This is a genomic window from Dysgonomonas sp., assembly GCF_035323175.1.
Taxonomy (GTDB): Bacteria; Bacteroidota; Bacteroidia; order Bacteroidales; family Dysgonomonadaceae; genus Dysgonomonas.
Genome location: NZ_DAOKYH010000003.1, coordinates 156,052 through 179,692 on the forward strand (window position 1 = coordinate 156,052; position 23,641 = coordinate 179,692).

Genomic DNA, 23,641 nt, shown 5'->3' on the forward strand with positions numbered 1-23,641 from the left:
TTTACAGAAGAATGATAAAGTTGTCATATATCTATTTTAGTTATCTATTACTTTCCTTAATCGTTGAGCATCATTGGCATAAGCAGCATCAACAAATCTTCGTTCTCTTCATTTTCGGCAGGAATAATAAGCCCTGCACGTGAAGGGTCTGACAGTTCGAGTGAGATATCAGACGATGGGATATTGTTCAGAATATCGATAAGGAAACTTGATTTGAAACCTATGCTCATCGGAGTTCCTGTATAATCGCATGGAATAGTTTCTTCGGCGGCTGTAGAGAAATCTATATCCTGAGCCGAAACAATAATATTCTTGTCAGACAGTTGCAATCTGATGAGGTTACTTGCCTGATTAGAGAATACCGAAACACGTTTCAATGCATTGAGGAATGACAAACGATCTAGAATCACTTTGTTCGGGTTATTTTGTGGAATTACCGAATTATAATTTGGATAACGACCTTCTATAAAACGGCAAGTCATTGTATAGCTCGACATTTTTATATAGGCATTATTCTCATCGAATTTGATTTCTACTGTTTCAGATTCTTTTGGCAGAATAGCACGAAGTAAGTTTGCCGGCTTCTTTGGCAGAATAAACGAAGCGCGTTCCGCTCCCTTTGCCGACAATGTTTTGCAACGTACCAACTTGTGTCCGTCAGATGCCACGAAAGTAAGGTCTTCAGTGCTGATATCGAAGTAAACTCCGTTCATCACCGGACGAAGTTCGTCGTCTGCACTGGCAAACAGTGTGCGGTTGATACCCGAAAATAAAACCTGAGGCTCGATAGTCAGGCTAACGGCTGTTTCCTTCAACTGTTTAGGTTGAGGATAGTCTTCACCGTTTTGTCCGATAAAGTTATATTTACCGTTATGAAAGAAAATAAATGTCTCCAGATTGTCGCTATTGATCTCAAATGTAAGCGGTTGGTCAGGCAACTCCTTCAATGGATCCAACAGATTCTTTGCATTCACTGCGAACTTTCCATTACCATCAGCCTCGTTCACTTCAAGAGAAGTAACCAAACGTGTTTCAGAGTCTGCTGCTGTAAGAGAAAGGGTCGAACCTTCGAGCTCGAGCAAGAAACAATCTAAAATAGGTAATGTATTCTTTGAATTGATCACCTTGCTTATTGCCTGCAAGTGACTTAATAATGCTGTACTGGAAACAACAAATCTCATATTTTCAGTATGTTTAAAGTTTTATTTTCAAATAATATTAATAGAGCAAATATAGTTATTTTTTATTACTTCTGTCACCTTTATTTTGTTATAATCACCATAAAAATGAACTTATAAAACTACCGGCCTATTTTCCTTCCTTTATCAAAAGGTGACAAAAGTGACAGGTATTTTATATATTTTCTACTGTCACTTTTATTTTATTTAGTACAACTAAGTTATAAATAAAATAGTTGTCGTGTTTTTTCATCGTCATAGGGGATTTGCAATCCCCATTATTTATTTATCATTAACCTTCGGATTGCAAATCCAAAGGGACGAGTGTTAACAGCAAGTGGAATAAACATTTGAACATTGCATCTCCCATGGCATCCAACCCTCATGTATTTTTCCTCCTACAGATATTTTTACTTTTAGCCATTGTCCGTGATAATCAGTAACAACATACATACTAGTACTAACTCCTTCAGTGTATACAACTCTACTTTTCATTGAAGGCTTACTATATAGCCGTAAAGGTTGACTTCCATACGCCCGAGAATAAATACCCAAATGTTTATCTTTTTTTATCCAGCCCTTACCAATATAGCCTTTAATACTATAATAAGCTTCAACCTGAAACATTGAATCATTCTTATTTATTATATTAAAAACGATGAAATCTTCATTGACAAAATCATGCTTTAATTTTTTCACCACATGCCCACCCGGCTCATCATACAAAAGCTTGCTTCCTTTATAATCAATATCCATAAAAATAGAGACATCTTCTTTTTGTTTTATTTCAAAAGAAAAAGAAGAGGAAACAAACAGTAAATAAACAAGACACAGTAGATATTTTTTCATATACTAAGATCCTCGTCTTAGAGGATTTGCAATCCCTATACACTTTATTTTCAATTGCCCTTCGGATTGCAAATTCACAGGGACGAGTGTAAACATTTTATACCACTTAATCTACATTAAGATAATTTACTTCCTATTTATTAATAGGATTACACCCCCAACTTTGCTTTCAAGCCTTCGGCTATTGCATCCAAGAAATCTTCTGTATTCAGATAATCGCCTCTGTGCATGGTATCACCATATACTAGCAAAGCAAGGTCTTTGGTCATCTTCCCTTTCTCTACCGTTTCTATACAGACCTCTTCCAGCTTTCTGGTAAAATCAACGAGCGCCCAATTTTCATCCAGTTTTCCTCTGTGAGACAATCCCCTTGTCCAAGCAAAGATTGAGGCTATAGGGTTTGTTGATGTTTCTTTCCCTTGTTGATGTTGGCGATAGTGACGTGTCACCGTTCCGTGAGCAGCCTCAGCCTCCATTGTCTTGCCGTCAGGGGTAAGCAATACGGAAGTCATTAAGCCTAACGACCCAAAGCCCTGCGCTACGGTATCGGACTGAACATCTCCGTCGTAATTCTTACATGCCCAAACAAAACCGCCATTCCACTTCAAGGCAGCAGCAACCATATCGTCTATCAGACGATGCTCGTAGGTAATACCTGCTTTTTGGTATGCTTCCTTATAGTCTTTTTCGTATACTTCCTGAAAAATATCTTTGAAGCGTCCGTCGTAAGCTTTCAGTATTGTATTTTTGGTAGACAGGTACAATGGATATTTCTTTTGCAACGCGAGTTTGAAACACGAATGAGCAAACCCATAGATAGACTCATCGGTGTTGTACATTGCCAAGGCTACACCATCCCCATTATAATCGTACACGGTATGGGTTTGAGGCTCTCCCCCTTCGGGTGTGTAAGTAATAGTAAGCTTACCTTTTCCTTTTGTAACAAAGTCAGTCGCTTTATACTGATCGGCATGCGCATGACGCCCTATAATGATGGGCTTATCCCATGTATTTACCAAACGAGGAATGTTACTCATAATAATAGGTTCACGAAATACTGTTCCGCCCAAGATATTACGGATTGTTCCGTTCGGAGACTTCCACATTTTTTTCAAACCGAACTCCTCTACACGAGCCTCATCCGGAGTGATTGTAGCACACTTGATAGCTACATTATATTTCTTAGTTGCCTCAGCACTGTCTATTGTCACCTGATCGTTTGTAGCATCACGGTTTTCTATACCCAGGTCAAAATATTTGAGATCTACATCCACATACGGGAGTATCAACTTATCTTTTATGTATTTCCATATAATACGGGTCATTTCGTCCCCATCCATCTCCACAACGGGATTCGTCACTTTTATCTTTTGCATATTGATATTTATTTAAGTGATATTATTATTTATTTTGCTTGTATATCTTTCAGCCACATTTGCAGTAAGGTGAGCATCTGTGTATGATATTTAAAATTCTCTCTCATTCCCCAGCCATGTCCTCCTTCGGGAAATATGTACATTGTGGCCGCAATATTATTCATTTTCAGAGCATCGTAATAGCCGATGCTATTGGCGGGTTGCACACTATCGTCATCGTCGCTAAGCAACAATATTGCAGGAGGCGTATTTACATTCACTTGCTTCTCATTCGAAAAAGTATAAGTATCTGCTTGTGAAGTATTCTCTCCCAATAGATTATATTTAGATCCGCCATGTGTAGCTACCTGCATGGTAATAACGGGATAAAAAAGAATCGAAAAGTCGGGGCGTGTACTTACTCCCGATGTGGCAAAATGGGTAGAAGCCGTTGCCGCAAGATGTCCTCCGGCCGAGAAACCCGCAATACCGATTTTATCTGATTTTATTCCCAATTCAGCAGCATGCGATCTTACGTAGCGCATAGCTTGCCATGCATCATCTAAGGGAATTTCTTTATGCTTGTTCGGCATCCGATACTTGAGTATGATACCTGCAATACCCTGTTTATTGAGCCATTGAGCAAATTGTACCCCTTCGTGATCGAAAGCCAGCCCTGCATATCCTCCTCCGGGGCAGATAACGACTGCAGCACCTGTCTTATTCGCACCATCAGGCAAGTAGATATGAAGCTCGGGAACAGAAACATTGGTAAGCCACCCACTACCTTTGTCATACTTCTCAGGTTCGGTGATACCGTTAACTGTTGGCGGATTCCCTTCCCATAATTTCACTACTTTTTGTGCACTCACAGACACAGATAAAAACAGAGACAGGATGCCCCCAAACACGAATATTCTCTTGCTCTTCAACATATATCTTTTGATTAATGACATGACATTGTTCAAAGATAAAGAAATTAGGTTTTAAATCAAATACACATGACTGCCTGTTTAGATTTTTTACGGAAGGAATTTTTGAGAATTCTTTCCAAAACTTCTCCTTTCAGCGCTCTTTTGCCATTCCGAGGTAAGAAGAACGAAAATTTCACCGTGGAATATTTCATCCATTTGTATTACACAAGTTATGAATATATACCAACCCATTTATAGATTTTGACTATATTTGTGCCTTAAAAAAATATTTAAAACATGGAAACAGTACTAAGCGGTATCCGTTCTACCGGAAAACTGCATCTAGGAAACTACTTCGGTGCTTTGAGGAATTTCACAAGAATGCAACATGAAAACAAATGCTTCTTCTTCATAGCCGACTATCATTCGCTGACAACTCATCCCGATCCGAAAATATTACACGGAAACGTAAAGAACGTATTGACAGAATATCTTGCGGCAGGTATCGACCCCGAAGTATCGACGATATACGTACAAAGCGATGTGACCGAAGTATGCGAACTATATTTGCTACTGAACATGCACGCCTATATGGGCGAACTTTCGAAGACCGTTTCGTTTAAAGAAAAAGCCCGCAAACATCCCGATAATGTAAACGCCGGACTATTGACATACCCGACCTTGATGGCTGCCGATATCCTGATGCACAATGCAGACAAAGTACCTGTAGGAAAAGATCAGGAACAACACTTGGAAATGACACGCAAATTTGCCCGTCGCTTCAACAACATGTATGGTGTAGAGTACTTCAAAGAGCCTGTAGCTTACAACTTTGGTGAAGAGCTGATAAAAATACCGGGACTGGACGGTAGCGGCAAGATGGGAAAATCGGAAGGAAATTGCATCTATCTGGACGAAGACGCTAAAAGCATCGAGAAAAAGGTGAAGCGTGCACTTACCGACGAGGGACCAAAAGAACCGAACTCGGTAAAACCGGACTATATAGAAAACCTGTTCACCATACTAAAGGTGGTTTCTACTGACGAAGTAGTGCAACATTTCGAAGACAAATGGAATACATGCGAAATTCGTTACGGTGATCTTAAGAAACAATTAGCCGAAGATATTATCAAGGTAACAACACCGATACGTGAGCGCATACAGGATATTCAAAATGATGATGCCTATCTGCACAAAGTAGTAACCGAAGGGGCGGAAAAAGCACGTGAAAGCGCACGCAAAACAGTTAGAGAAGTCCGTGAAATAATGGGATTTAAGAAATTCTAAGATTTCTGCGAAATAAAAAAATGAAAGGAGATTGCCTGAAAAAAAACGGTGCAATCTCTTTTTTTATCTAACAATAAAGATACCTTCAATACATCTTTTCCTGAGAAATTCTTTGTACTCATCAGTATAGTATTTTTCCCCATCTTCTTCTGGTTCAGCGAATGGAACAACAGAGTTTTTTTGCTCTTCAAACATTCGAGCAAACTCTTCATATTCGTTTTTCTTTTGCTCCAATCTAAGCGATGTATCAACCACTCCTTTTTGAAGGTGTTCTTGATAAACAAACAAAATAAGTCCCGACATATCATCAGCCTCATGAATACCATGCTGAGTGAACCATAATTGTAAACGTGAGTCTTTCCAAAGCTTCCAACTATTACGCATCCATCTTCCCAGACCAAAATGTAAGTCGGCTATATCTGTAGTTTTTATTTCATTTTTCACGGTATCATCGAGCAGTTTATCAAGAGCCAACAGGCAATCATCTAAATTCTCGGGAATATACACTCCGTCTATTGAACTAGCAATAATGTTCCTTTCATATTCTGCTTTTTGTTCTTTTGCAATAGAGTCGTACTCCTGAACTAGTCTATTGCATTCAGTATCTATATCAAACGGTTGCTTATTGAGATACCTTTTATAGGATAGTAGAATCAGATAGTAAATATCTTCCAAATGCTCTATTCCTTTTTTTCTGAAATAACAATACAAACGAGTCGACTCTTGTTCTGTCCACTCTCTAAAAATAAACATTCCATTTATCCTCTTCAATTCAACATCTTTCGCATCAATTAGTATACGTTTGGGCTGTTTCTTCAGAACTTTATCCAATTCTCTATTACATTCATCTATATTAGCAGGAATATAGAAGCCCTGCCCAGACAAGCTATCATTCAAAATACCAATACAATAGTTCTCATCATGAAATAACATTTCTTCGGATTGAGAAGAGCACACAGATGAGATGTACAAAATGGAAAACAAGAGGATCAGTTTCTTCATATTATAAGTTAAGAGATAACCATATAAAATTACTAAAAACTATTCTTTATTAAATATTTTCTGTTACTATTTCCACAATATATAATAGCCTTCTTTCAAATACCTACTATTTTTTTCATTAAGTTTGTATATTATATAAATAGAATACGAAAAGAATACTCAACAGAACTTACTAACATGGATAATAGTGAAAAATATAATCTGCTGGCAGAAGGCGAAACGGGGTTAGCCTCGGCAATGGGTATATACCCCAGAAGCAAAGACTTCAAGTTCGATGCTGCGCAGATAGAAAAATCCTTAGCACAAAACTCAGATTTCAATTTAAAATCTTTCAACAAGGTAGAAGTAGATATTGAATACTCAATAATGAGTTTTCATGCCGAAATAGAATACAAAGAAGCTATTTTTAATGTCGATCTATATATCAGCGACACAAAAAATATAAATCTAAACGATTACGGTTTCGCCAATGCAATAGACGAAGAATCACTACAGGTCGCAATGGAGCAGGAATACTTCTTGGAGACTTCTCTATACTTCGAACTAAACCCACTGGATTCGTTTCATCTGCAATTAAAAATAATGAATGCCATTGTTCCTGATGCCAGTCTGGTTCTTGACTTCATGTCTTACAGATTATTATCGGCTAAATGGTTAAGCATGACAGCAAAATCATCCATTCCCCCTTCACCCGACTATCTATACACGCTGCACTGTGTGTATGACGAAGACGGCGAAAACGGAAACAGACGTTATTGGTTCCATACACATGGCCTGCACCGTTGTGGGTCGGTAGAGTTGGAAATGCTCAACTTCAGTCAGGGTGCTGAGCAAATGAATACGCTGATAAATATGACGGTAAAGAAATTCCTGACCGACCCGGCAAAAGAAAAAGAGAGATTTACCATTGGCTACGACGGCATGGGCATAAACCTCTGCTGGCTAAGATGGGAAGAGGCATTGAAAGATCTTCCTCAAAATATACTTGGAGGTGCGGGCGACCGCGATGAGGTGGACAATGTACATGCTGAACCTTCGGGCATACTGTTTGCAGTAGAAGACGGCAATATGATTTCACCCGAGATATATACCTCTACTCTTGCCGAGAATCCAATTTACTATATAACCACAGAAGAAACAAACAGGATGAGCGCTTTGGCTAAAGAGCGTTTCGGAGTATTTGCCAACGTGTTCAGTAAAGAACATAAGCAGCCTGAAAAGAAATCATTCTTAAAGAGCCTGTTCAACTCGAAAAAAGAAGAGGATGAAGCGGGTTGGACATTCCTTGTTAAGCTGGGACTCATTGTAGATAATTCAGACTCGGAAACGGATAAAGAGCATCTGTGGTACGAAGTCATATCTATAGCAGGTAATCAGATAGAAGGAAAGCTACTGAATCAGCCTTATTGGATTGCAGCCCTGAAAGAAGGCGACATAAAAACATACCCATTGGATCTTCTCACCGATTGGGTTATCTATTCTCCGGATAATACATATACCCCAGATTCAATATATTTATTAATAGATTAGATAAAAGATGCAAACACTATCCGTTATTGTCCCCTGTTATAACGAAGAGGCAGTTATACAGGAGTTTTACAGGAGAACAAAAGAGGTTCTAAACTCACTCGACGATGTAGTGGGATATATAATTTTTATAAATGACGGTAGCAAAGATAATACGAGATATATACTCGATCATATAGCATCGCAAGATGATAAAGCAAGAGTTATTCATTTCTCTCGCAACTTTGGGCATCAACCCGCTGTAACAGCCGGAATGAATCTCTGTAAGACCGACTTGGCAGTAATTATTGATGCGGATTTGCAAGACCCTCCCGAATTGATTCCTGATCTCATTGAAACGCAACGTAAGGAAGAAGCCAGCGTTGTTTACTGTGTAAGGAAAAAACGAGAGGGTGAAACTGCTTTTAAGAAAGCGACAGCCAAACTCTTTTACAGAACAATGAATAATCTATCGGAAGTAGAATTCCCCGAAGACACAGGCGATTTCCGACTCGTAGACAGAAAGGCAATAAATGCCTTCAACGGACTAAAAGAGAAAGGAAAGTATATTCGTGGACTTATCAGCTGGATAGGGTTCAAGCAAGTTCCATTCTATTACAACAGAGACGCACGCTTTGCCGGAGAAACAAAATATCCGCTCAAGAAAATGCTCTCTTTCGCAAAAAAAGCTCTTCTTTATTTTTCCAAAAAGCCTTTGATGTTATCCATCAGTCTGGGTTCCATCGCTTTCTTTATCGGAATTATTTATGGATTGTGGGTGTGGCTCGGGCATCTTTTGGGCTTCACGAATGTGATTACAGGATGGACTTCTACGATAATTATAATTATATTCTTTGGTGGTGTACAACTAATAACAATCGGAGTGCTGGGACAGTATATCGGGGTACTCTTTGATGAAGTAAAAAGCAGACCGGAGTATATTATAGATGAAAAAATAAACTTTGAAGAATAACCGATTGGTTATTCTTCTTTTATTTCTTCGTAATTGACATATTCGCCTTCATTTTTAGAGAATTTCTTTTGAGTGGTATCCTCAGCTGTCGACCGTGAATTGTTATTGGTCTGACGACGATTACTCTTAGCCCTATCCGAAGATGGACCAAAGAAGCGAATAACCCTGCCCAAAAATATTCCTAAAATAAGGAAACCGAAAAGTCCGATAAGTAATAAGAATCCAAGAAATTTAAACATATAGTTACCAATATTTATAGACTATGAGAACAAAGATACGGAAATTATTATTTATTCATATCGTCTTCGGTAACTGTATAATTAACAAAAACGGAATTGTAAGCCTTAAAGCAACCCAATGCACCGCCAACAATATTGGTAAGAGGATTGGTCCCCCCTCCGGCGGCAACACTGCTCAATGATCTGTAGAAAGTATACATTCCCTTATCCAATGTTTGCATCTCAATTCTTAACTTATCTCCTGCCTTGAGAGCTTCGTCATTATTATCTTCCTTATCAAACAGTAGAATATTTTCGACTTTCAGCCCATTGCGGTATTTATCGCTATCTAAGTATAAGGATTTCATCGCCTTTTCGTTTACATAGAGTGTTGTATAGTAATAATTCTCTACATCTACAGGATCATAAAAAACCACACATGGCGAATAAATAGCCTCGTTGGCTACCGTAACCTTATAAATATAAACACTATCGATGGGTACGATATTGGGAATTTTAGCCTCTGATGTATAAATATTATCTCCTATGGTAACCTTCAATTTATATGTACGTCCTACCCTGCCTACAATTGAAGAAACATAAAAACCCGCTTCCTGCTGGCTTTCTATTAGTATATCAGCATTATCTTTATCGTCTGTCAATTCAACCTTAGCCCCCGACAAACGATTGTAAGATTCTTTATCATAAAAACCTTTTGTTTGAGTCAACAGCACAAAACACGGTGCCCCTTCTTTTATAGAAGCATCAATTACATCTCTGGGCGGAGCCTGAGCAAGGTCTAGCTGAACAACCTCTTCACATGCCGTGAGCAATGTGAGAAGAAAAATTATATAAAGACATTTATTTACAATAACCATAATTTTCAGAACTTAAAGTTCCACGAAATTGAGGGTACAACACTAAATAAATAAATCATATAAGACTCTGACGCTGACCTGTCATCTTCGTTTTGTCTAAAGCCAAACATATAAGGATTTTTACGGGCGTATGCATTATACAAGCCGAACGAAAGCTCGGATGTATATTTCTTTGTCTTCTTCAAGACACACATAGCCCCCAAATCGAGCCGATGATAAGAAGGGGCTCTATAATGATTCCTGCCTTCGTAATAATATATAGCATGCCCATCAATAACATACTTCCCCGAAGGAAATGTCATGGGGCTGCCTGTAGCAAAAACCCACGTAGCCGACAATGTCCACTTTTTGCTCAGTTCATAAATACCGACAGCAGAAATATCGTGCGTCCTATCCTGATTGGCTGCATACCATTTACCGTCATTTATCTTATCTATTTTGCGTTCGCTGCGAGACAGGGTATAACCTACCCAACCATTAAAACGACCGTATTTCTTTTTCAGGAAAAGCTCCAATCCATAGGCTCTCCCTTTACCAAACAAGAGTTCGGTTTCTATAACTTCTTTAGCCCTTACATCTGCCCCATCTTTATAATCTATCTGATTTTTCAGGTCTTTGTAATACACCTCTGCACTAAACTCAAAAATATTATTCTGGAAGTTGCGAAAATAACCCAACGAAACTTGATTCGCCACTTCGGGTTTTATATAATCGGTATTCGATATCCAGCGATCAATCGGACTAGACATATTCGATGTAGTGAGCAGATGCAGGTTCTGCCTTGTAAGCGCATAAGCAGCCTTAATAGACGACGACTCGTTTAGCTGATATGCCAGCGAAAGTCGTGGCTCTATACTCCAATATGTTTTAAGGAACTCTCCCCTTTTAGTGGCAATTGTATCCTTTATAGACTGGTCTTCTTCATTGAAAGTATAATAATCGCTTCCGCCCAGCACGCTGAAAGAAGAAAGTCTAGCACCATAACTAAATTCCAGTTTATCGCTAAGCTTCATATCGTTAGAGGCATACAGTGTATTCTCCCACGAATAACGATGGGCGTACGGCGACACCTTTAGTTGAGAAGGGTCTTTGCTTACCAATTCTCCAGGTACAATCTGGTGATAGATAGAGTTGAAGCCGAAGCGTATCAAATTCTTTTCGTTGGGATAGAACACAAAATCCTGATTGAAATTGATATCCCTTATCCGCGACATAACATTAAGCCCTGTCGTGAGATCTACACTTACATTGTATTTATAGTCGGTATACGAAAGAGTGGTGGTCGAAACTTTTTTCGAATCAAAGATATGGTTCCATTTCAGAGCGGCGATTGTATTCCCCCAATCCATTGTTGCTATCTGATCAAGACCTAGCTTGTCCTTTCCATGATAAGCTGTCAGTGTCAGTTTGTCTTTATTCGACAAAGCGTAAGTAAGCTTTGCATTCAGGTCGTAAAAGTATAATGTCGACCCTTTTACCTGCTCTACGCCCACCGTACGAGCCAAGGCATCAGCATAAGTACGTCTGGCAGAAACAATAAAAGATGATTTTTCCTTCTGTATGGGGCCTTCTAATGTAAGCCGGGAGGAGATTAACCCAATGCCTCCATTCATGTGATAGTTTTTCAAATCACCATCACGCATGCTCACATCAAGTGTCGAAGACAGCCGTCCTCCGTATTGGGCAGGCATAGAACCTTTATAGATAGTCATATTATCTACAGCATCGGAATTGAATGTTGAGAAAAACCCAAAAAGGTGAGAAGGGTTATACACTGTTGCATTATCGAGCAGTATCAGATTTTGGTCGCTGCTCCCTCCCCGCACATAAAATCCGATATTACCCTCTCCCGCAGTTTGTACGCCGGGCAACAACTGAATTGTTTTCAAGATATCTCTTTCGCCAAATAACACAGGAATTTTATTCATCGATTCTATTTCCAATTTTTCGACCCCTGACTGCACCCGCTTCACGTTATCGTCCGATTTTACAGCCAGTACCTCTATTTCCTTGAGGGAAACAATGTCTTTTGTCAAAACAATATCCTGAGAGAGATCCTTATCTATTCTGATCTTAAGGTGTTTGGTATCATAACCCAATAGCTTGAATATAATACTGTATTCGCCCGAAGGCAATTGCAGAGAGAAGCTGCCGGCAGCATCACTAAAACCAGCAGATTGAGTATGCTCTTTTGCAGCGATGGCAACTCCGGCGAGCGGAATATTATCTCCTTCACTATATATTTTGCCACTAAACACATATTTTTTCTGAGAAAAAGCGGCAATGCTAGTAAACAATATAATGACAGTAAAGAGATGCTTCATATTAGCTTACTTCATCCGTGGAATTTATATATCAAACGGAACAGAAACTGTCTTATTTTCCAATGACATATTTTGAGGCCGGAATAACACAAAGATAAAATTAAATTATTAAGAACCTGTTTATTTCATTTCGAACAAACTTTTATTTTTTCTAAAATTATCAAAATTTTCTCTCACCCCTTGCCCCTTTTTAACATTTAAGAAATATGTATCAAAAATGAAATACTTTTCATCTTTACTTCATAAGCAATCGAAGATCGAAAATAACATGTTCTAAATACAATTCTGATTTATTTCAAATAGTTAATTCGGCTCAATAAGCCTAAGAACTGGTTAAAAAAAAGCAATAAATCGATTATTCGAATATTTTTTAATTAAAATAAATAACTTTACAATCTCAAATAAATTGCCTAATGATTCTGTCTGTATTTACAGGCAAACAATATGTTAATAATTAAATAATTTAATATAGTAATCTAATAGAACAATGACATTTAATTTAATCAGAATGACGAAGGCCATCTCAATATGGCTTATTTTGTGTGGATTTTTAAGTTCTTGCGAGGGGACGAAACAATTGGATGCGACACCTAATCTTACTCAATTTGTCGATCCATATATCGGAACCGGCGACCATGGACACGTATTTGTAGGAGCGAATGTACCTTTCGGATTGGTTCAGTTAGGACCAACAAACTATTCGCAAGGATGGGATTGGTGCTCGGGATATCATATTTCAGATTCTACCATTATCGGTTTTGGACATATGCACCTTAGTGGAACCGGTATCGGCGACTTGGGCGATATTTCATTTATGCCTGCAACAGGTAACGTAGTTCTAAAAAGAGGAGATCTTAAAGACCCTAAATCAGGAATATATTCTTTATTCAGACGTGAGACCGAAAAGGTAAAAGCTGGATACTATGCTGTTCATCTCGACAGATTTAATGTTGATGTGGAATTAACCGCAACCAAAAGAGTTGGGTTCCACAAATATACATTCCCTCAATCAGACTCAGCAAAGGTAATCATCGACCTACAACATGGTATCGGTTGGGACAGCCCAATGGAAGGATACCTTGTTCAAGAAAACGACTCTGTAATATCAGGATACCGCTATTCGAAAGGATGGGCTGTAGACCAACGCATATTCTTCACAGCTGTATTCTCTAAACCAATGAAGCAATTTATAGTATCAGATTCTACAGAGGTGAAAGCAGGAAATAGCATCAATGCGAGAAAAGCATACGGACAGGTATTGTTCGAGACAAAGGATAAAGAAAATGTATATGTTAAGGTAGCTATTTCTCCGGTAAGCATCGAAAATGCAAAATTAAACATGCAAGCCGAACTACCGGGATGGAACTTTGAGCAAACAATTGCAGATGCAGACAAAGCATGGAACGAAGAATTGAGCAAGATACAGATAGAAACAAACGATGCTGCCGCTAAACGTGTGTTCTATACAGCTCTTTATCACACAATGATTGCTCCATCCGAATTTTGCGATGTAAATAACGATTATAGAGGTTCTGACGGGCAAATGCACCAGAAGGGAACTTTCAAAAATTACACTACATTCTCTTTGTGGGATACTTACAGAGCTGCTCACCCATTGATGACTATTATCCATCCTGAAAAGATGAGCGATATCATCAATACAATGCTTACAATATATCAGCAACAAGGCAAGCTTCCTGTATGGCACCTGATGGGTTGCGAAACAGACTGTATGGTTGGTAACCCGGGTATATCTGTTGTGGCAGATGCGATCTTGAAAGGTTATGACGGGTTTGATAAAGACCTGGCGTATGAAGCTATGAAAAAGTCGGCTATGCTAGACGAAAGAGGCTTGAACTATCTAAAACAGTACGGCTATATCCCTTACGATAAAGGAAACGAAAGTGTTGCTAAAACAATGGAATATGCTATTGCAGACTGGACTATTGCTCAGGTAGCTCAAAAAATGGGAAAAACTGAAGATTATGAATATTTCTTGAAACGCAGTAAAGCATACACTCACTTTTTTGACAAGTCAACAGGCTTTATGAGAGGTCTTTCTTCTGATGGAAAATTCAGAACACCATTCAATCCGTTCGAATCTGTTCATCGCGAAAACGACTATACAGAAGGAAATGCTTGGCAATATACATGGCTAGTCCCTCATGATGTACAAGGACTTGTAGACCTGTTTGGAAGCAAGGAAAAATTTGTACAAAAACTGGATTCTTTATTCATAGTAGAAGGATCGTTAGGGAAAGATGCTTCCCCTGACATCAGTGGATTGATCGGTCAATACGCTCACGGAAACGAACCGAGCCACCACGTAATCTATATGTATCCATACGTAGGTCAACCATGGAAAACAGCAGAAAGAGCTCGTGAAGTGATGTCTGTAATGTATCATGATCAGCCTGCAGGTCTTTCAGGAAATGAAGACGTAGGACAAATGTCGGCATGGTATGTATTGTCTGCTCTTGGATTCTATCAGGTTGAGCCTGCCGGAGGAAAATATATCTTCGGTAGTCCGATTGTAGACAAAGCAACTGTGAAGGTTAAAGATGGCAAGGTATTGAACATTGTCGCAAAAAACAACAGTGCTGCAAACAAGTACATCCAGAGCGTAACTCTTAACGGACAGCCTTACGACAAATATTATATCAACTTCAATGATATTATCAATGGCGGTACACTAGAGTTTACAATGGGTGACAAACCTTCCGAAACTTGGGGTACAACCGTAGATGTTATACAAGCAAGTGCGAAATAAGCAAATACAATAATTATTTATATCAGAAAAGCGAAAGTATAAACTTTCGCTTTTCTTTTTTTATATCTTTGTTTTTTAGCAAAATAGAATCTTAATAATCTAATCTGACCACTTTATGACTTCTGCGCTCACAGAAAAACCCAAACGTATAGCATCGATAGATGTATACAGAGCTTTGACAATGTTTTTTATGATTTTTGTGAACGACCTATGGAGTGTAAGCAATGTACCCCATTGGCTCGAACATGCGGCAGCGAATGAAGACATGCTCGGCTTTTCGGACATTGTTTTTCCTTCGTTTCTCTTTATTCTAGGGATGTCTATTCCTTTGGCTATTGAGATAAGGAAGAAGAAAGGTGATTCGAACAGTGGAATTTTGAAGCACATCATAATTCGTTCTATCGCTCTTTTGGTGATGGGTTTGTTTACCGTAAACCTTGAATCGGGCGTAGCGGCGAGCATAGGCATGAGCAAACCTATATTTACATTGATCATGCTTCTGGCTTTTTTCCTTATCTGGAATGTATACCCCAAAACAGAGAATAAAACAAGGCAGAATTTATATTCCGGATTGAAAATTATAGGTATAGTCATTCTGGCTATATTAGCTTTTATGTTTAGAGATGCAGAAGGAGGAGTTTTTCAACCTCGTTGGTGGGGCATACTGGGACTTATCGGATGGACATACCTGCTGTGTGCTATTTTGTATCTATTCCTAAACAAAAATAAAGGTTACCTCATTGTTGCCCTCTTTGCTTTTATACTACTATGCATTGGCGGGTCGAATCATTGGCTAGGTATCTTTGATGGAATTATCCCAGGCAATGGATGCTTTCATGCTTTTACGATGAGTGGGATGCTCATATCTCTGCTTTTCAATGAATCTGAACTGGGTATCGGCATAAAGAAAAAAATGCTAACATCGACCTTTATAGGTATTATATTCATTCTAGGCGGATTTGCAGCTCACAACTTTTGGCTTATCTCCAAAATACAAGCGACACCTACATGGCTATTCTTGTGCACAGGAATTTCCATCCTTTTATACGTATTGATGTATTGGTTGACCGACATTCAGAACAAAGCATCTTGGTTTGGCATTATAAAACCGGCAGGGACAGCCACGCTTACCTGTTATCTGATCCCTTATTTTTTATATGCTATTTTCGTATTAACGTCATTTTCTCTTCCCGAATCGCTGACAACCTCTCCTATCGGATTAGTAAAATGTATCATTTTTTCATTTTTGACTATCGGGATTACAGCTCTATTGGGGAAAATACATATAAAATTAAAAATATAGTCATTCGTTGTATTTCTAGTAAATAATTGGAAAATAGAGCAATAAAAAGCAGCCTCTGAATAGCGCATCAAAATTTAGATACTTTTTCTAAAAAATGTATGGAAATTGTTTTGTAGAATAAAAAAATTGCATACCTTTGCCACGCATTTGAGAGAAAATGTAACCCCAACAAGGGCGTTTAGCTCAGCTGGTTCAGAGCATCTGCCTTACAAGCAGAGGGTCGGCGGTTCGAATCCGTCAACGCCCACCAAAACAAAAAAGACTTACGAGAAATTGTAAGTCTTTTTTGTTTTTATTCGTCTCTATTCCTCGATGGTTTTTAAAGTCAGACTTAAACCAAGACTTAAACCGAAAAAACATTATGAATACTGCTGTTAATGGAGTTTGTTACAAGTCTAAGACATTAAAAAATGGTGAATATCCTATTATGTTACGTATTTGCAAGCAAGGAAAGGAATATTCTTAAAAAGGGAAAAAGCCTAATTTCTAACATCAATCCCTTTTCTGGCAAAACCAACCATGTATAAATGCCATCTGATAAAACTGTACAGGTCTTTCAAAGCCTGCTGATTGTATAATTTTTGCAACTTCTTCCTGAGCCAATAATGAAACTCCTTCCTTATGACTTTGGCGAATTTTTTCAATGCTTTGCGGAACACCTCCCTCCGACATCATTTTTGACCAGACATCCAATATATGCTCATATTCATAAGAACCTATTTCATTCGACAGGTCGGCATTTATGAGAATTCCTTTACTTTTAAGATGTCTTTGAATATTTCTAAAAAAGTCAATACGAGAATCTTTTTCATCTATAAATTGTGAAACAAGAATAGAGGTTGCTGCATCATAAGTATCGGGTAATGATAGATTCTCTAAATAATCGGCATAAAATTCACATCGATCTTCCATTCCTAACTCAGATAAACGTGTACGGCAAACATCAAGCATAGCAGAAGAGGGATCAACAGCAATAAAGTTCCAAGTTGAAAACCTTTTAGCCAGATAGATTATTTCAGCTCCCGTACCTGCTCCGACACAAAGTATTTTCGCTTTTTCAGGCAACTCAGAAAGTATCGCCCCCATCAACAGATGTAGAGAGTTACTAATGGCGCTAAGCTTCTCCCATGTTTTATCGTAAGAATCAGCTGTAGTATCGAAAATCTCTTTTACTTTATCTTTCTTCATTATCTCTTTATACTTTATTTTTCATGATAAGTGCAGGTTCAATATCAAAAGGCTACACTACAATTTTCTTAGCTGATCAATCCCAATGCTGAAGCATATTTAACAGCTTCCATAGAATTATTTACATCTAACTTTTCCAATATCCTTTGTCTATGTGTATTAACGGTGTGGACGCTAATAAATAGCTGTTCTGAAATTTCCTTGCTAAGTAAGCCTTCTTTTATTAGCTGTAGAACAGCGATCTCTCTTGTGGTAAGATCCGATGCTTTTGGAGACAATAGGTTTTCAATAGGGAAAAACGTATTTTCTTTTACATTTAAGATATGTCCTCTTACCGTTTTAAATGCGCTCTGGTCTGGAGATAAATCCAAAACACTTAACGATAACCATGCATTTCCCGATTTATCTTTTTCCAATAAGGTGTATTGTTCCACCACTCTCACATATTGACCGATAGCGTTGCAAATACGAAACTCCGATATCATTTTATAATCCTGTAAGTTTTCTTTATTCGCATGTAAAAATTTGAGAGCTGCAATACCGTTTCTAATTAAAGAACGTAAATCGTCAGGATGCACACGCTCATCTATACCTTCTTTACAATCGCCAAATATTCCTCCAAAATTGAACGATGTATATACATGCTTCCTCTTATACATATCAAAAACCGTTATCCCGCTATTCGACACTTTAGCCAAATGAGAGAGCATTTGCTTATGATATTCGAGTAGAGAGTAGTCAAGATCAGCTTCATTAAAACTCTGCAATGATAAAAGCCGTGCATGTTCCTTCTGTAAATCTTCCATACGGGCAATATAATGATAAATCAGTATTGATCTCCTAAGGGACAGTTTCTTACTTTGTACAAAACAAAAGTAGGTAAAATCATGAACAAAACGTTACTATTTCTTTTATTAAACGTCCTTTCGTTAGGTATATTATATGCACAATCATCTCAGAATATACGAGGTGTGGTATATGACAAAGAATCGAATAACCCTATTCAATATGCAACTGTAGCTGTACTAAATAGCAAAATCCCTTTAGGTGTAAGTACAGATAGCTTAGGACAATTTAAAATACAAAATGTTCCGATAGGACGCTATGATATTCAAGTGACATTAATAGGCTATAATCCTATTATAATAAAAGAGCAACTACTGTCTTCGTCCAAAGAATTGTATCTGGAAATTGCAATGGTCGAAAACTCGAAACAACTTGATGAGATTGTTGTCACTCCTCAGATAAATAAGTCACAACCCTTAAATAATATGGCATTAGGCAGTGCCCGTATGTTGAGTGTAGAAGAAGCAAGCCGGTATGCAGGAGGGTTTGATGACCCTGCAAGATTAGCAACATCTTTTGCAGGTGTAACAAGCAGTGTAGGGAATAATGGTATTGTTGTCAGAGGAAATGCACCTAAATTTCTACAATGGAGAATGGAAGATGTTGAAATCCCCAATCCGAACCACTTTGCAGAAGTAACGACATTCGGAGGTGGAGGGCTATCGGCATTAAGCAGTTTTGTGCTAGGTAATTCTGATTTTATGACAGGTGCATTCCCTGCCGAATACTCAAATGCTTTATCAGGGGTATTGGATATGAATTTACGTACAGGAAACAACCAGAAACGAGAAAATACAGTACAACTCGGTTTAGTAGGAATAGATGTTGCTTCCGAAGGCCCATTCAAGAAGGGAAGCAATTCTTCTTATATATTCAATTACCGGTATTCAACACTCGGACTGCTTTCTTCTATGCTACCCGAAGATGCAGAGAACACAAAATATCAGGACTTATCTTTCAAGCTTAACTTCCCAACCAAAAGTACCGGTGTATTTTCCATCTGGGGAGTAGGCTTGATTGATCGCTCGGGGCAAAAGGCAGAAACCGATCCTAGTAAATGGGAATATATGCAGGATAAAGAAGATCAGGATGTAAAACAATATATGGGTGCTTTTGGTCTGAATCACAAACTAAGAGTGTGGAACAATGCAACCCTTAAAACATCTTTGGCTACTACAGTGAGTGGGCTTGATATGCATACTGAAAGAATGGATGCGAATGTAAAACCTATTCCACAAAACTTAATCAAGTCTACCAATTGGAACTTTGTATTCGCTTCATCGCTAAATAAGAAATATAGTAAGATACATACCAATAAAACGGGAATAAGGGTTACAGGGCTTAAATATAATCTACTCTTAAAAGAAGCGACACATCAACAACCGATAAACACCATAACCGATGAGTCCGGTTTCAGCTCTCTATTATCTGCATATACGAACTCGTCCTTACAATTTTCGGATCAATGGACGCTTAATCTTGGTATCAATACGCAATTATTCACACTCAATAATAACTATACGATAGAGCCCAGAGCAGCATTATCATGGAAATTTAGACCAAATCAATCTTTAGCTCTTTCATATGGGCTACATAGCAGGCTCGAAATGTTGAATTATTACTTTACCAGATCGAAAGAGGGTGAACTTATTAACAAAAACATGGATTTTACAGAAGCTCATCATATAGTCCTGTCTTATGATCTTAATATTGGAAATGATTATCATCTAAAAATCGAACCTTATTTTCAACAACTATATAGTGTTCCTATTATAAGTGATAGTAAATTTTCGTTTATAAACCTTCAAAATGATTGGTTCATAACCAATAAGCTTACGAATAAGGGAAAAGGAGTCAATTATGGTATTGATATAACCTTTGAACGGTATATGTCAGATGGTTATTACTATATGTTCACGGGATCTCTCTTCGATTCTCGTTACAAAGCAGGAGATAATAAATGGAGAAACACAAGATACAATAGGAACCTTGTATTCAACGCATTAGCAGGAAAAGAGTGGATGGTAGGACGCAGTAAACAAAATATGTTCAATGCTAATATTCGATTATCTTATCAAGGAGGAGACAGATACTCGCCTATTAATCTGGATGCATCTCAGAAGGAGGAAGATGCTATTTATGATGAGAGCAAAGCTTTCTCGAAACAATTATCCCCGGCATTTCTGTTACACTTTAATGTAAGCTACAAAATTAACAAGAAGAGTTTATCTCATGAGTTTGCTATTAAAGTGCTAAATGCAACTAGTTACAAAGACTATCAAGGTCATCGCTATAACTTTAAGACGCATTTGGTAGATCCCGAAAGAGAGGCTGTTATTATCCCAAACATTAGTTATAAGATTGAATTTTAGGCTATTCCTTTCATTGAGCATAGTTTGTTTTATTGAGCGATGTAGAATTGTTAAATAAAACAAACTATGTAAATTATACGAGAAAACCCCGACATATCTTCCTCACATATCAGCCTTAACCGGTGCATAGTTCGTGTAAGAGCAACATAAAACGTGCTGCGATCTATTTCGATTTGTTTACAACAGGGGCAATTACTTCGTCAAAGCCTAATCCTTTGACTGTATGTGCCGAAGTGATAAGCCCTGATTAATTAGTCCTCTAAAATTGACTTTCAAAATCAAGTGAAAGAAGGAAAATAAAACCGTAAGCTTTTTTGTTTTTACATATACCTATTTCAATGAGAAACATTGTCTAAAATTATACAAAAGCTTAACTTTACAACAAATTCACAACAACAGTTCTATAAATGTGCTTCACTCTGCATTCACATTATGAATTATCTATCGGAAAAAATCAGAAAAGCCTGTTGTGTATTTACACTCTTAAAAATATATCAGGAGTCGGTTTTATCAGTATCAATTATCGTATCGTTGATGTATAATTTAAATTCTAACCTTGTTTAGCCATATGAGAAACAGATTGAGTTTTCCCTCTCTATTTCTATTCTTTGTATTAACCTTTTTTCAAACTCTTTCTGCTCAAATGCAAAAGGTGGATAGCCTTGAGAATGTATTGAGACAGTACTCTTCAAATAATCGGGAGAAGGTAGATATAATGAATGAAATAGGTTACATTATATATTCGAAAGATACCCAAAAAGCGATGAAATACGCCTCTGAATCAGCCCGGCTATCAGATCGTTTGAATTACACTAAGGGGAAGGCCGTCAGCCTGTGGATAACCGGATTGGCTTATATTAAAAGCGACAAACAATCCTCTCTCAATTATTTTCGACAAAGCCTTGTGATGGCAGAAGTCATCAAAGAACAAACGGTAATATGCAATTGTCTGATTGCAATAGGAAACGTATACAAAGAACTTGGTGACATCCCCAAAAGTGATGAATCATACGAACGTGCTCTTAAAATAGCGAATGAAATAAATGATAAGAGCCTTTTACTGAAATGCCTCGTAAATGCAGCACGAAGCCATAGTACAAAAGGAGAATATATAAAAGCTATCGAAATACTCGAAAGAGCCATCCTTTTGGCCGAAGAACTAAAGGATTATCCCGTTCTGTCAAAAGCATTAAACAATTTAGCATGGATCTATGGCACTCAAAGTAACTATGCGGTAGCACTCGAATGTCATTTGAAGGCTCTGAAGATCAACGAGCAGCTCCGTGATAAATCAGCAATGGTAGCCAATTTTGTTAATATTGCCGGAATCCAATCAGACCAAAGAGAATATAAAGACGCCCTCAATTATCTTCAAAAAGCATTAAAGATTTCCGAAGAAATAAAAGATAATTTTAAGATATCCTCATGTTTGGCCAACATAGGTCATATATATATGAATATGAACGATCCTCGCGCGCTGGAATACTACGAAAAAGCTTTAAAAATTGGAGGTAATAGTAAGCTAAGCTTGATTATTAACATTTTAGTCAACATGGGTACTATATATACCCGGGAGAAAGAATTTACTAAAGCACTTGATCATCTCAATGAAGCATTTCATCTTGCCGAAAAAATAAATTTAAAGCGAGCAAAAGCTGAGATATGGGTAAAAATGGGATTGATCTATATTCAAGAAAAACGTTATGCCGAAGCATTAGACTATTCCCAAAAAGGGCTGAAGATAGCCAATGAGTTGAAATTACTGAATCTTCAAAAAGAGATTTATGGACAGCTATCGGAGATTTATGCCGCAACAAATAATTATCAGGCAGCATATCAGAATCATATGCTATATAAATTATACAACGACAGTATATTCAACGAAAATAATATAAAGAAACTTGCAGACCTAGAGAGTGCTTATAAATACGATAAGGCAAAACAAGTCTACGAAATAGAAGCGCAGAATAAAGGATTAAAAATAAAAAGCCAACGGGCTGTGATTCTCTTCTTGATTGTAGCCTTCGTTCTTTTATTGTTACTCGTTATAATGACTACCCGTTCGTATAGGCTGAAAAAGCAGCTTCTTCGGTTAGAGTTGGAAGAGATCAATGCCGAACTGGAGAAAAATCAAAAGGAAATGACCTCAGCAACCCTTAAACTTGTACAAACTGCCGAGCGTGACGTGCGCAGCATAAAGATGCTAGAGAATATTGAGAAGAACACGCCCCCTGAAGTAAGAGACGATATAAAATCTTTGATTTTCGATTATAGGTCACAGACATATAACTCCAACTGGGAAGAGTTTGAGATTTTATTTCAAAAGGTGCATCCTTCATTTTATAAAAATCTTAATGACCATTTTCCAATGCTGACTCAGAACGAACGTAAGCTATGCGTATTTCTCAAACTGAATATGACGAACAAACAAATAGCACAAATAACATTCCAATCGGAGGAAGCTCTCAAAAAAGCACGGCAACGTTTACGAAAGAAACTCGAGATTGAACGAGATACGAACCTAGTATCATTTATTCAAAATATATAGATTAACTGGACGAAGAATAGAATAAAAAAACGAAAGAGCGGGGTTATCCAAACATTGGGCAACCCTGTTCTTTTATTAAAAACGTATTATTAGATAGAGCATCCTTATTCATCCGCCTCTCTTCACCTCT

At 37.8% G+C, this 23,641-nt stretch carries 17 protein-coding genes and 1 tRNA gene; 8 read left to right on the forward strand and 10 right to left on the reverse strand.

Annotated elements, in window-relative coordinates; all coding sequences use genetic code 11:
* Positions 1-56: 56 nt before the first annotated feature.
* The 4 genes from dnaN to PKC55_RS06360 form a co-directional block, all read right to left on the reverse strand.
* Positions 57-1,181 carry a DNA polymerase III subunit beta gene (gene dnaN / locus PKC55_RS06345; RefSeq protein ID WP_135104566.1) on the reverse strand — a complete coding sequence of 375 codons (1,125 nt, stop codon included), beginning with the start codon at positions 1,179-1,181 and terminating at the stop codon, positions 57-59.
* 324 nt (positions 1,182-1,505) lie between these two features.
* The gene (locus PKC55_RS06350) at positions 1,506-2,027 is read right to left on the reverse strand and encodes a hypothetical protein (protein ID WP_291129618.1); all 522 of its coding nucleotides are present in this window, start codon (positions 2,025-2,027) and stop codon (positions 1,506-1,508) included.
* A gap of 149 nt (positions 2,028-2,176) precedes the next feature.
* Complete coding sequence (locus PKC55_RS06355) at positions 2,177-3,403, reverse strand: isocitrate dehydrogenase (NADP(+)) (protein ID WP_291129622.1); 1,227 nt, start codon at positions 3,401-3,403, stop codon at positions 2,177-2,179.
* Between the two features lie 29 nt (positions 3,404-3,432).
* On the reverse strand, positions 3,433-4,317 hold the full coding sequence (locus PKC55_RS06360) for an alpha/beta hydrolase (protein WP_324372333.1): 885 nt from the start codon (positions 4,315-4,317) through the stop codon (positions 3,433-3,435).
* A 276-nt stretch (positions 4,318-4,593) separates the two neighbouring features.
* On the opposite strand from PKC55_RS06360, the gene trpS reads away from it, so the two are divergent.
* Positions 4,594-5,583, forward strand: a complete 990-nt coding sequence (gene trpS / locus PKC55_RS06365) for a tryptophan--tRNA ligase (RefSeq protein WP_135104563.1) — start codon at positions 4,594-4,596, stop codon at positions 5,581-5,583.
* A 63-nt stretch (positions 5,584-5,646) separates the two neighbouring features.
* On the opposite strand, the gene PKC55_RS06370 is transcribed toward trpS, so the two are convergent.
* Positions 5,647-6,585 (reverse strand): DUF6794 domain-containing protein, encoded by a 939-nt coding sequence (locus PKC55_RS06370; RefSeq protein ID WP_283686690.1) that lies wholly within the window; start codon positions 6,583-6,585, stop codon positions 5,647-5,649.
* 177 nt (positions 6,586-6,762) lie between these two features.
* Here PKC55_RS06370 and PKC55_RS06375 point away from each other — a divergent pair, with 177 nt between their 5' ends.
* Both PKC55_RS06375 and PKC55_RS06380 read left to right on the forward strand, forming a co-directional pair.
* Entirely contained in the window at positions 6,763-8,115 is a 1,353-nt protein-coding gene (locus tag PKC55_RS06375; RefSeq protein ID WP_291129630.1) for a DUF4026 domain-containing protein, read from the forward strand.
* A gap of 7 nt (positions 8,116-8,122) precedes the next feature.
* Positions 8,123-9,064, forward strand: coding sequence for a glycosyltransferase family 2 protein (locus PKC55_RS06380; protein WP_135104561.1), 942 nt, complete (start codon positions 8,123-8,125; stop codon positions 9,062-9,064).
* An 8-nt stretch (positions 9,065-9,072) separates the two neighbouring features.
* Here the strand turns inward: PKC55_RS06380 and PKC55_RS06385 are convergent, their stop codons facing one another.
* From PKC55_RS06385 to PKC55_RS06395, 3 genes are read right to left on the reverse strand one after another with little or no spacing between them, the layout of a single operon-like run.
* Positions 9,073-9,303, reverse strand: a complete 231-nt coding sequence (locus PKC55_RS06385; RefSeq protein WP_252638408.1) for a DUF4834 family protein — start codon at positions 9,301-9,303, stop codon at positions 9,073-9,075.
* 47 nt (positions 9,304-9,350) lie between these two features.
* Entirely contained in the window at positions 9,351-10,160 is an 810-nt protein-coding gene (locus PKC55_RS06390; protein ID WP_291129633.1) for a DUF4249 domain-containing protein, read from the reverse strand.
* Positions 10,161-10,165: 5 nt separating this feature from the next.
* Positions 10,166-12,484, reverse strand: a complete 2,319-nt coding sequence (locus PKC55_RS06395; protein WP_291129636.1) for a TonB-dependent receptor — start codon at positions 12,482-12,484, stop codon at positions 10,166-10,168.
* 487 nt (positions 12,485-12,971) lie between these two features.
* On the opposite strand from PKC55_RS06395, the gene PKC55_RS06400 reads away from it, so the two are divergent.
* The 3 genes from PKC55_RS06400 (at position 12,972) to PKC55_RS06410 (ending at position 16,807) form a co-directional block, all read left to right on the forward strand.
* On the forward strand, positions 12,972-15,254 hold the full coding sequence (locus PKC55_RS06400; RefSeq protein WP_291129639.1) for a GH92 family glycosyl hydrolase: 2,283 nt from the start codon (positions 12,972-12,974) through the stop codon (positions 15,252-15,254).
* 115 nt (positions 15,255-15,369) lie between these two features.
* Positions 15,370-16,557, forward strand: a complete 1,188-nt coding sequence (locus PKC55_RS06405; RefSeq protein WP_291129642.1) for a DUF5009 domain-containing protein — start codon at positions 15,370-15,372, stop codon at positions 16,555-16,557.
* A 172-nt stretch (positions 16,558-16,729) separates the two neighbouring features.
* Positions 16,730-16,807 (forward strand) — tRNA-Val (locus tag PKC55_RS06410).
* A gap of 242 nt (positions 16,808-17,049) precedes the next feature.
* Here the strand turns inward: PKC55_RS06410 and PKC55_RS06420 are convergent.
* Complete coding sequence (locus tag PKC55_RS06420) at positions 17,050-17,745, reverse strand: class I SAM-dependent methyltransferase (RefSeq protein ID WP_291129645.1); 696 nt, start codon at positions 17,743-17,745, stop codon at positions 17,050-17,052.
* A 68-nt stretch (positions 17,746-17,813) separates the two neighbouring features.
* A complete protein-coding gene (locus PKC55_RS06425; RefSeq protein WP_283686655.1) occupies positions 17,814-18,551 on the reverse strand; it encodes a response regulator transcription factor in 738 nt (245 codons plus the stop codon).
* An 81-nt stretch (positions 18,552-18,632) separates the two neighbouring features.
* On the opposite strand from PKC55_RS06425, the gene PKC55_RS06430 reads away from it, so the two are divergent.
* Together PKC55_RS06430 and PKC55_RS06435 are read left to right on the forward strand one after the other, a co-directional pair.
* Complete coding sequence (locus tag PKC55_RS06430; protein WP_324372341.1) at positions 18,633-20,963, forward strand: TonB-dependent receptor; 2,331 nt, start codon at positions 18,633-18,635, stop codon at positions 20,961-20,963.
* 568 nt (positions 20,964-21,531) lie between these two features.
* Positions 21,532-23,511, forward strand: a complete 1,980-nt coding sequence (locus PKC55_RS06435; protein ID WP_324372343.1) for a tetratricopeptide repeat protein — start codon at positions 21,532-21,534, stop codon at positions 23,509-23,511.
* Positions 23,512-23,641: the final 130 nt, after the last annotated feature.

What these genes read in the sequence shown, in the direction of transcription:
- dnaN (WP_135104566.1), bottom strand. Translation starts at nt 1,181, where the DNA reads ATGAGATTTGTTGTTTCCAGTACAGCATTATTAAGTCACTTGCAGGCA.
- PKC55_RS06350 (WP_291129618.1), bottom strand. Translation starts at nt 2,027, where the DNA reads ATGAAAAAATATCTACTGTGTCTTGTTTATTTACTGTTTGTTTCCTCT.
- PKC55_RS06355 (WP_291129622.1), bottom strand. Translation starts at nt 3,403, where the DNA reads ATGCAAAAGATAAAAGTGACGAATCCCGTTGTGGAGATGGATGGGGAC.
- PKC55_RS06360 (WP_324372333.1), bottom strand. Translation starts at nt 4,317, where the DNA reads ATGTTGAAGAGCAAGAGAATATTCGTGTTTGGGGGCATCCTGTCTCTG.
- trpS (WP_135104563.1), top strand. Translation starts at nt 4,594, where the DNA reads ATGGAAACAGTACTAAGCGGTATCCGTTCTACCGGAAAACTGCATCTA.
- PKC55_RS06370 (WP_283686690.1), bottom strand. Translation starts at nt 6,585, where the DNA reads ATGAAGAAACTGATCCTCTTGTTTTCCATTTTGTACATCTCATCTGTG.
- PKC55_RS06375 (WP_291129630.1), top strand. Translation starts at nt 6,763, where the DNA reads ATGGATAATAGTGAAAAATATAATCTGCTGGCAGAAGGCGAAACGGGG.
- PKC55_RS06380 (WP_135104561.1), top strand. Translation starts at nt 8,123, where the DNA reads ATGCAAACACTATCCGTTATTGTCCCCTGTTATAACGAAGAGGCAGTT.
- PKC55_RS06385 (WP_252638408.1), bottom strand. Translation starts at nt 9,303, where the DNA reads ATGTTTAAATTTCTTGGATTCTTATTACTTATCGGACTTTTCGGTTTC.
- PKC55_RS06390 (WP_291129633.1), bottom strand. Translation starts at nt 10,160, where the DNA reads ATGGTTATTGTAAATAAATGTCTTTATATAATTTTTCTTCTCACATTG.
- PKC55_RS06395 (WP_291129636.1), bottom strand. Translation starts at nt 12,484, where the DNA reads ATGAAGCATCTCTTTACTGTCATTATATTGTTTACTAGCATTGCCGCT.
- PKC55_RS06400 (WP_291129639.1), top strand. Translation starts at nt 12,972, where the DNA reads ATGACATTTAATTTAATCAGAATGACGAAGGCCATCTCAATATGGCTT.
- PKC55_RS06405 (WP_291129642.1), top strand. Translation starts at nt 15,370, where the DNA reads ATGACTTCTGCGCTCACAGAAAAACCCAAACGTATAGCATCGATAGAT.
- PKC55_RS06420 (WP_291129645.1), bottom strand. Translation starts at nt 17,745, where the DNA reads ATGAAGAAAGATAAAGTAAAAGAGATTTTCGATACTACAGCTGATTCT.
- PKC55_RS06425 (WP_283686655.1), bottom strand. Translation starts at nt 18,551, where the DNA reads ATGGAAGATTTACAGAAGGAACATGCACGGCTTTTATCATTGCAGAGT.
- PKC55_RS06430 (WP_324372341.1), top strand. Translation starts at nt 18,633, where the DNA reads ATGAACAAAACGTTACTATTTCTTTTATTAAACGTCCTTTCGTTAGGT.
- PKC55_RS06435 (WP_324372343.1), top strand. Translation starts at nt 21,532, where the DNA reads ATGAGAAACAGATTGAGTTTTCCCTCTCTATTTCTATTCTTTGTATTA.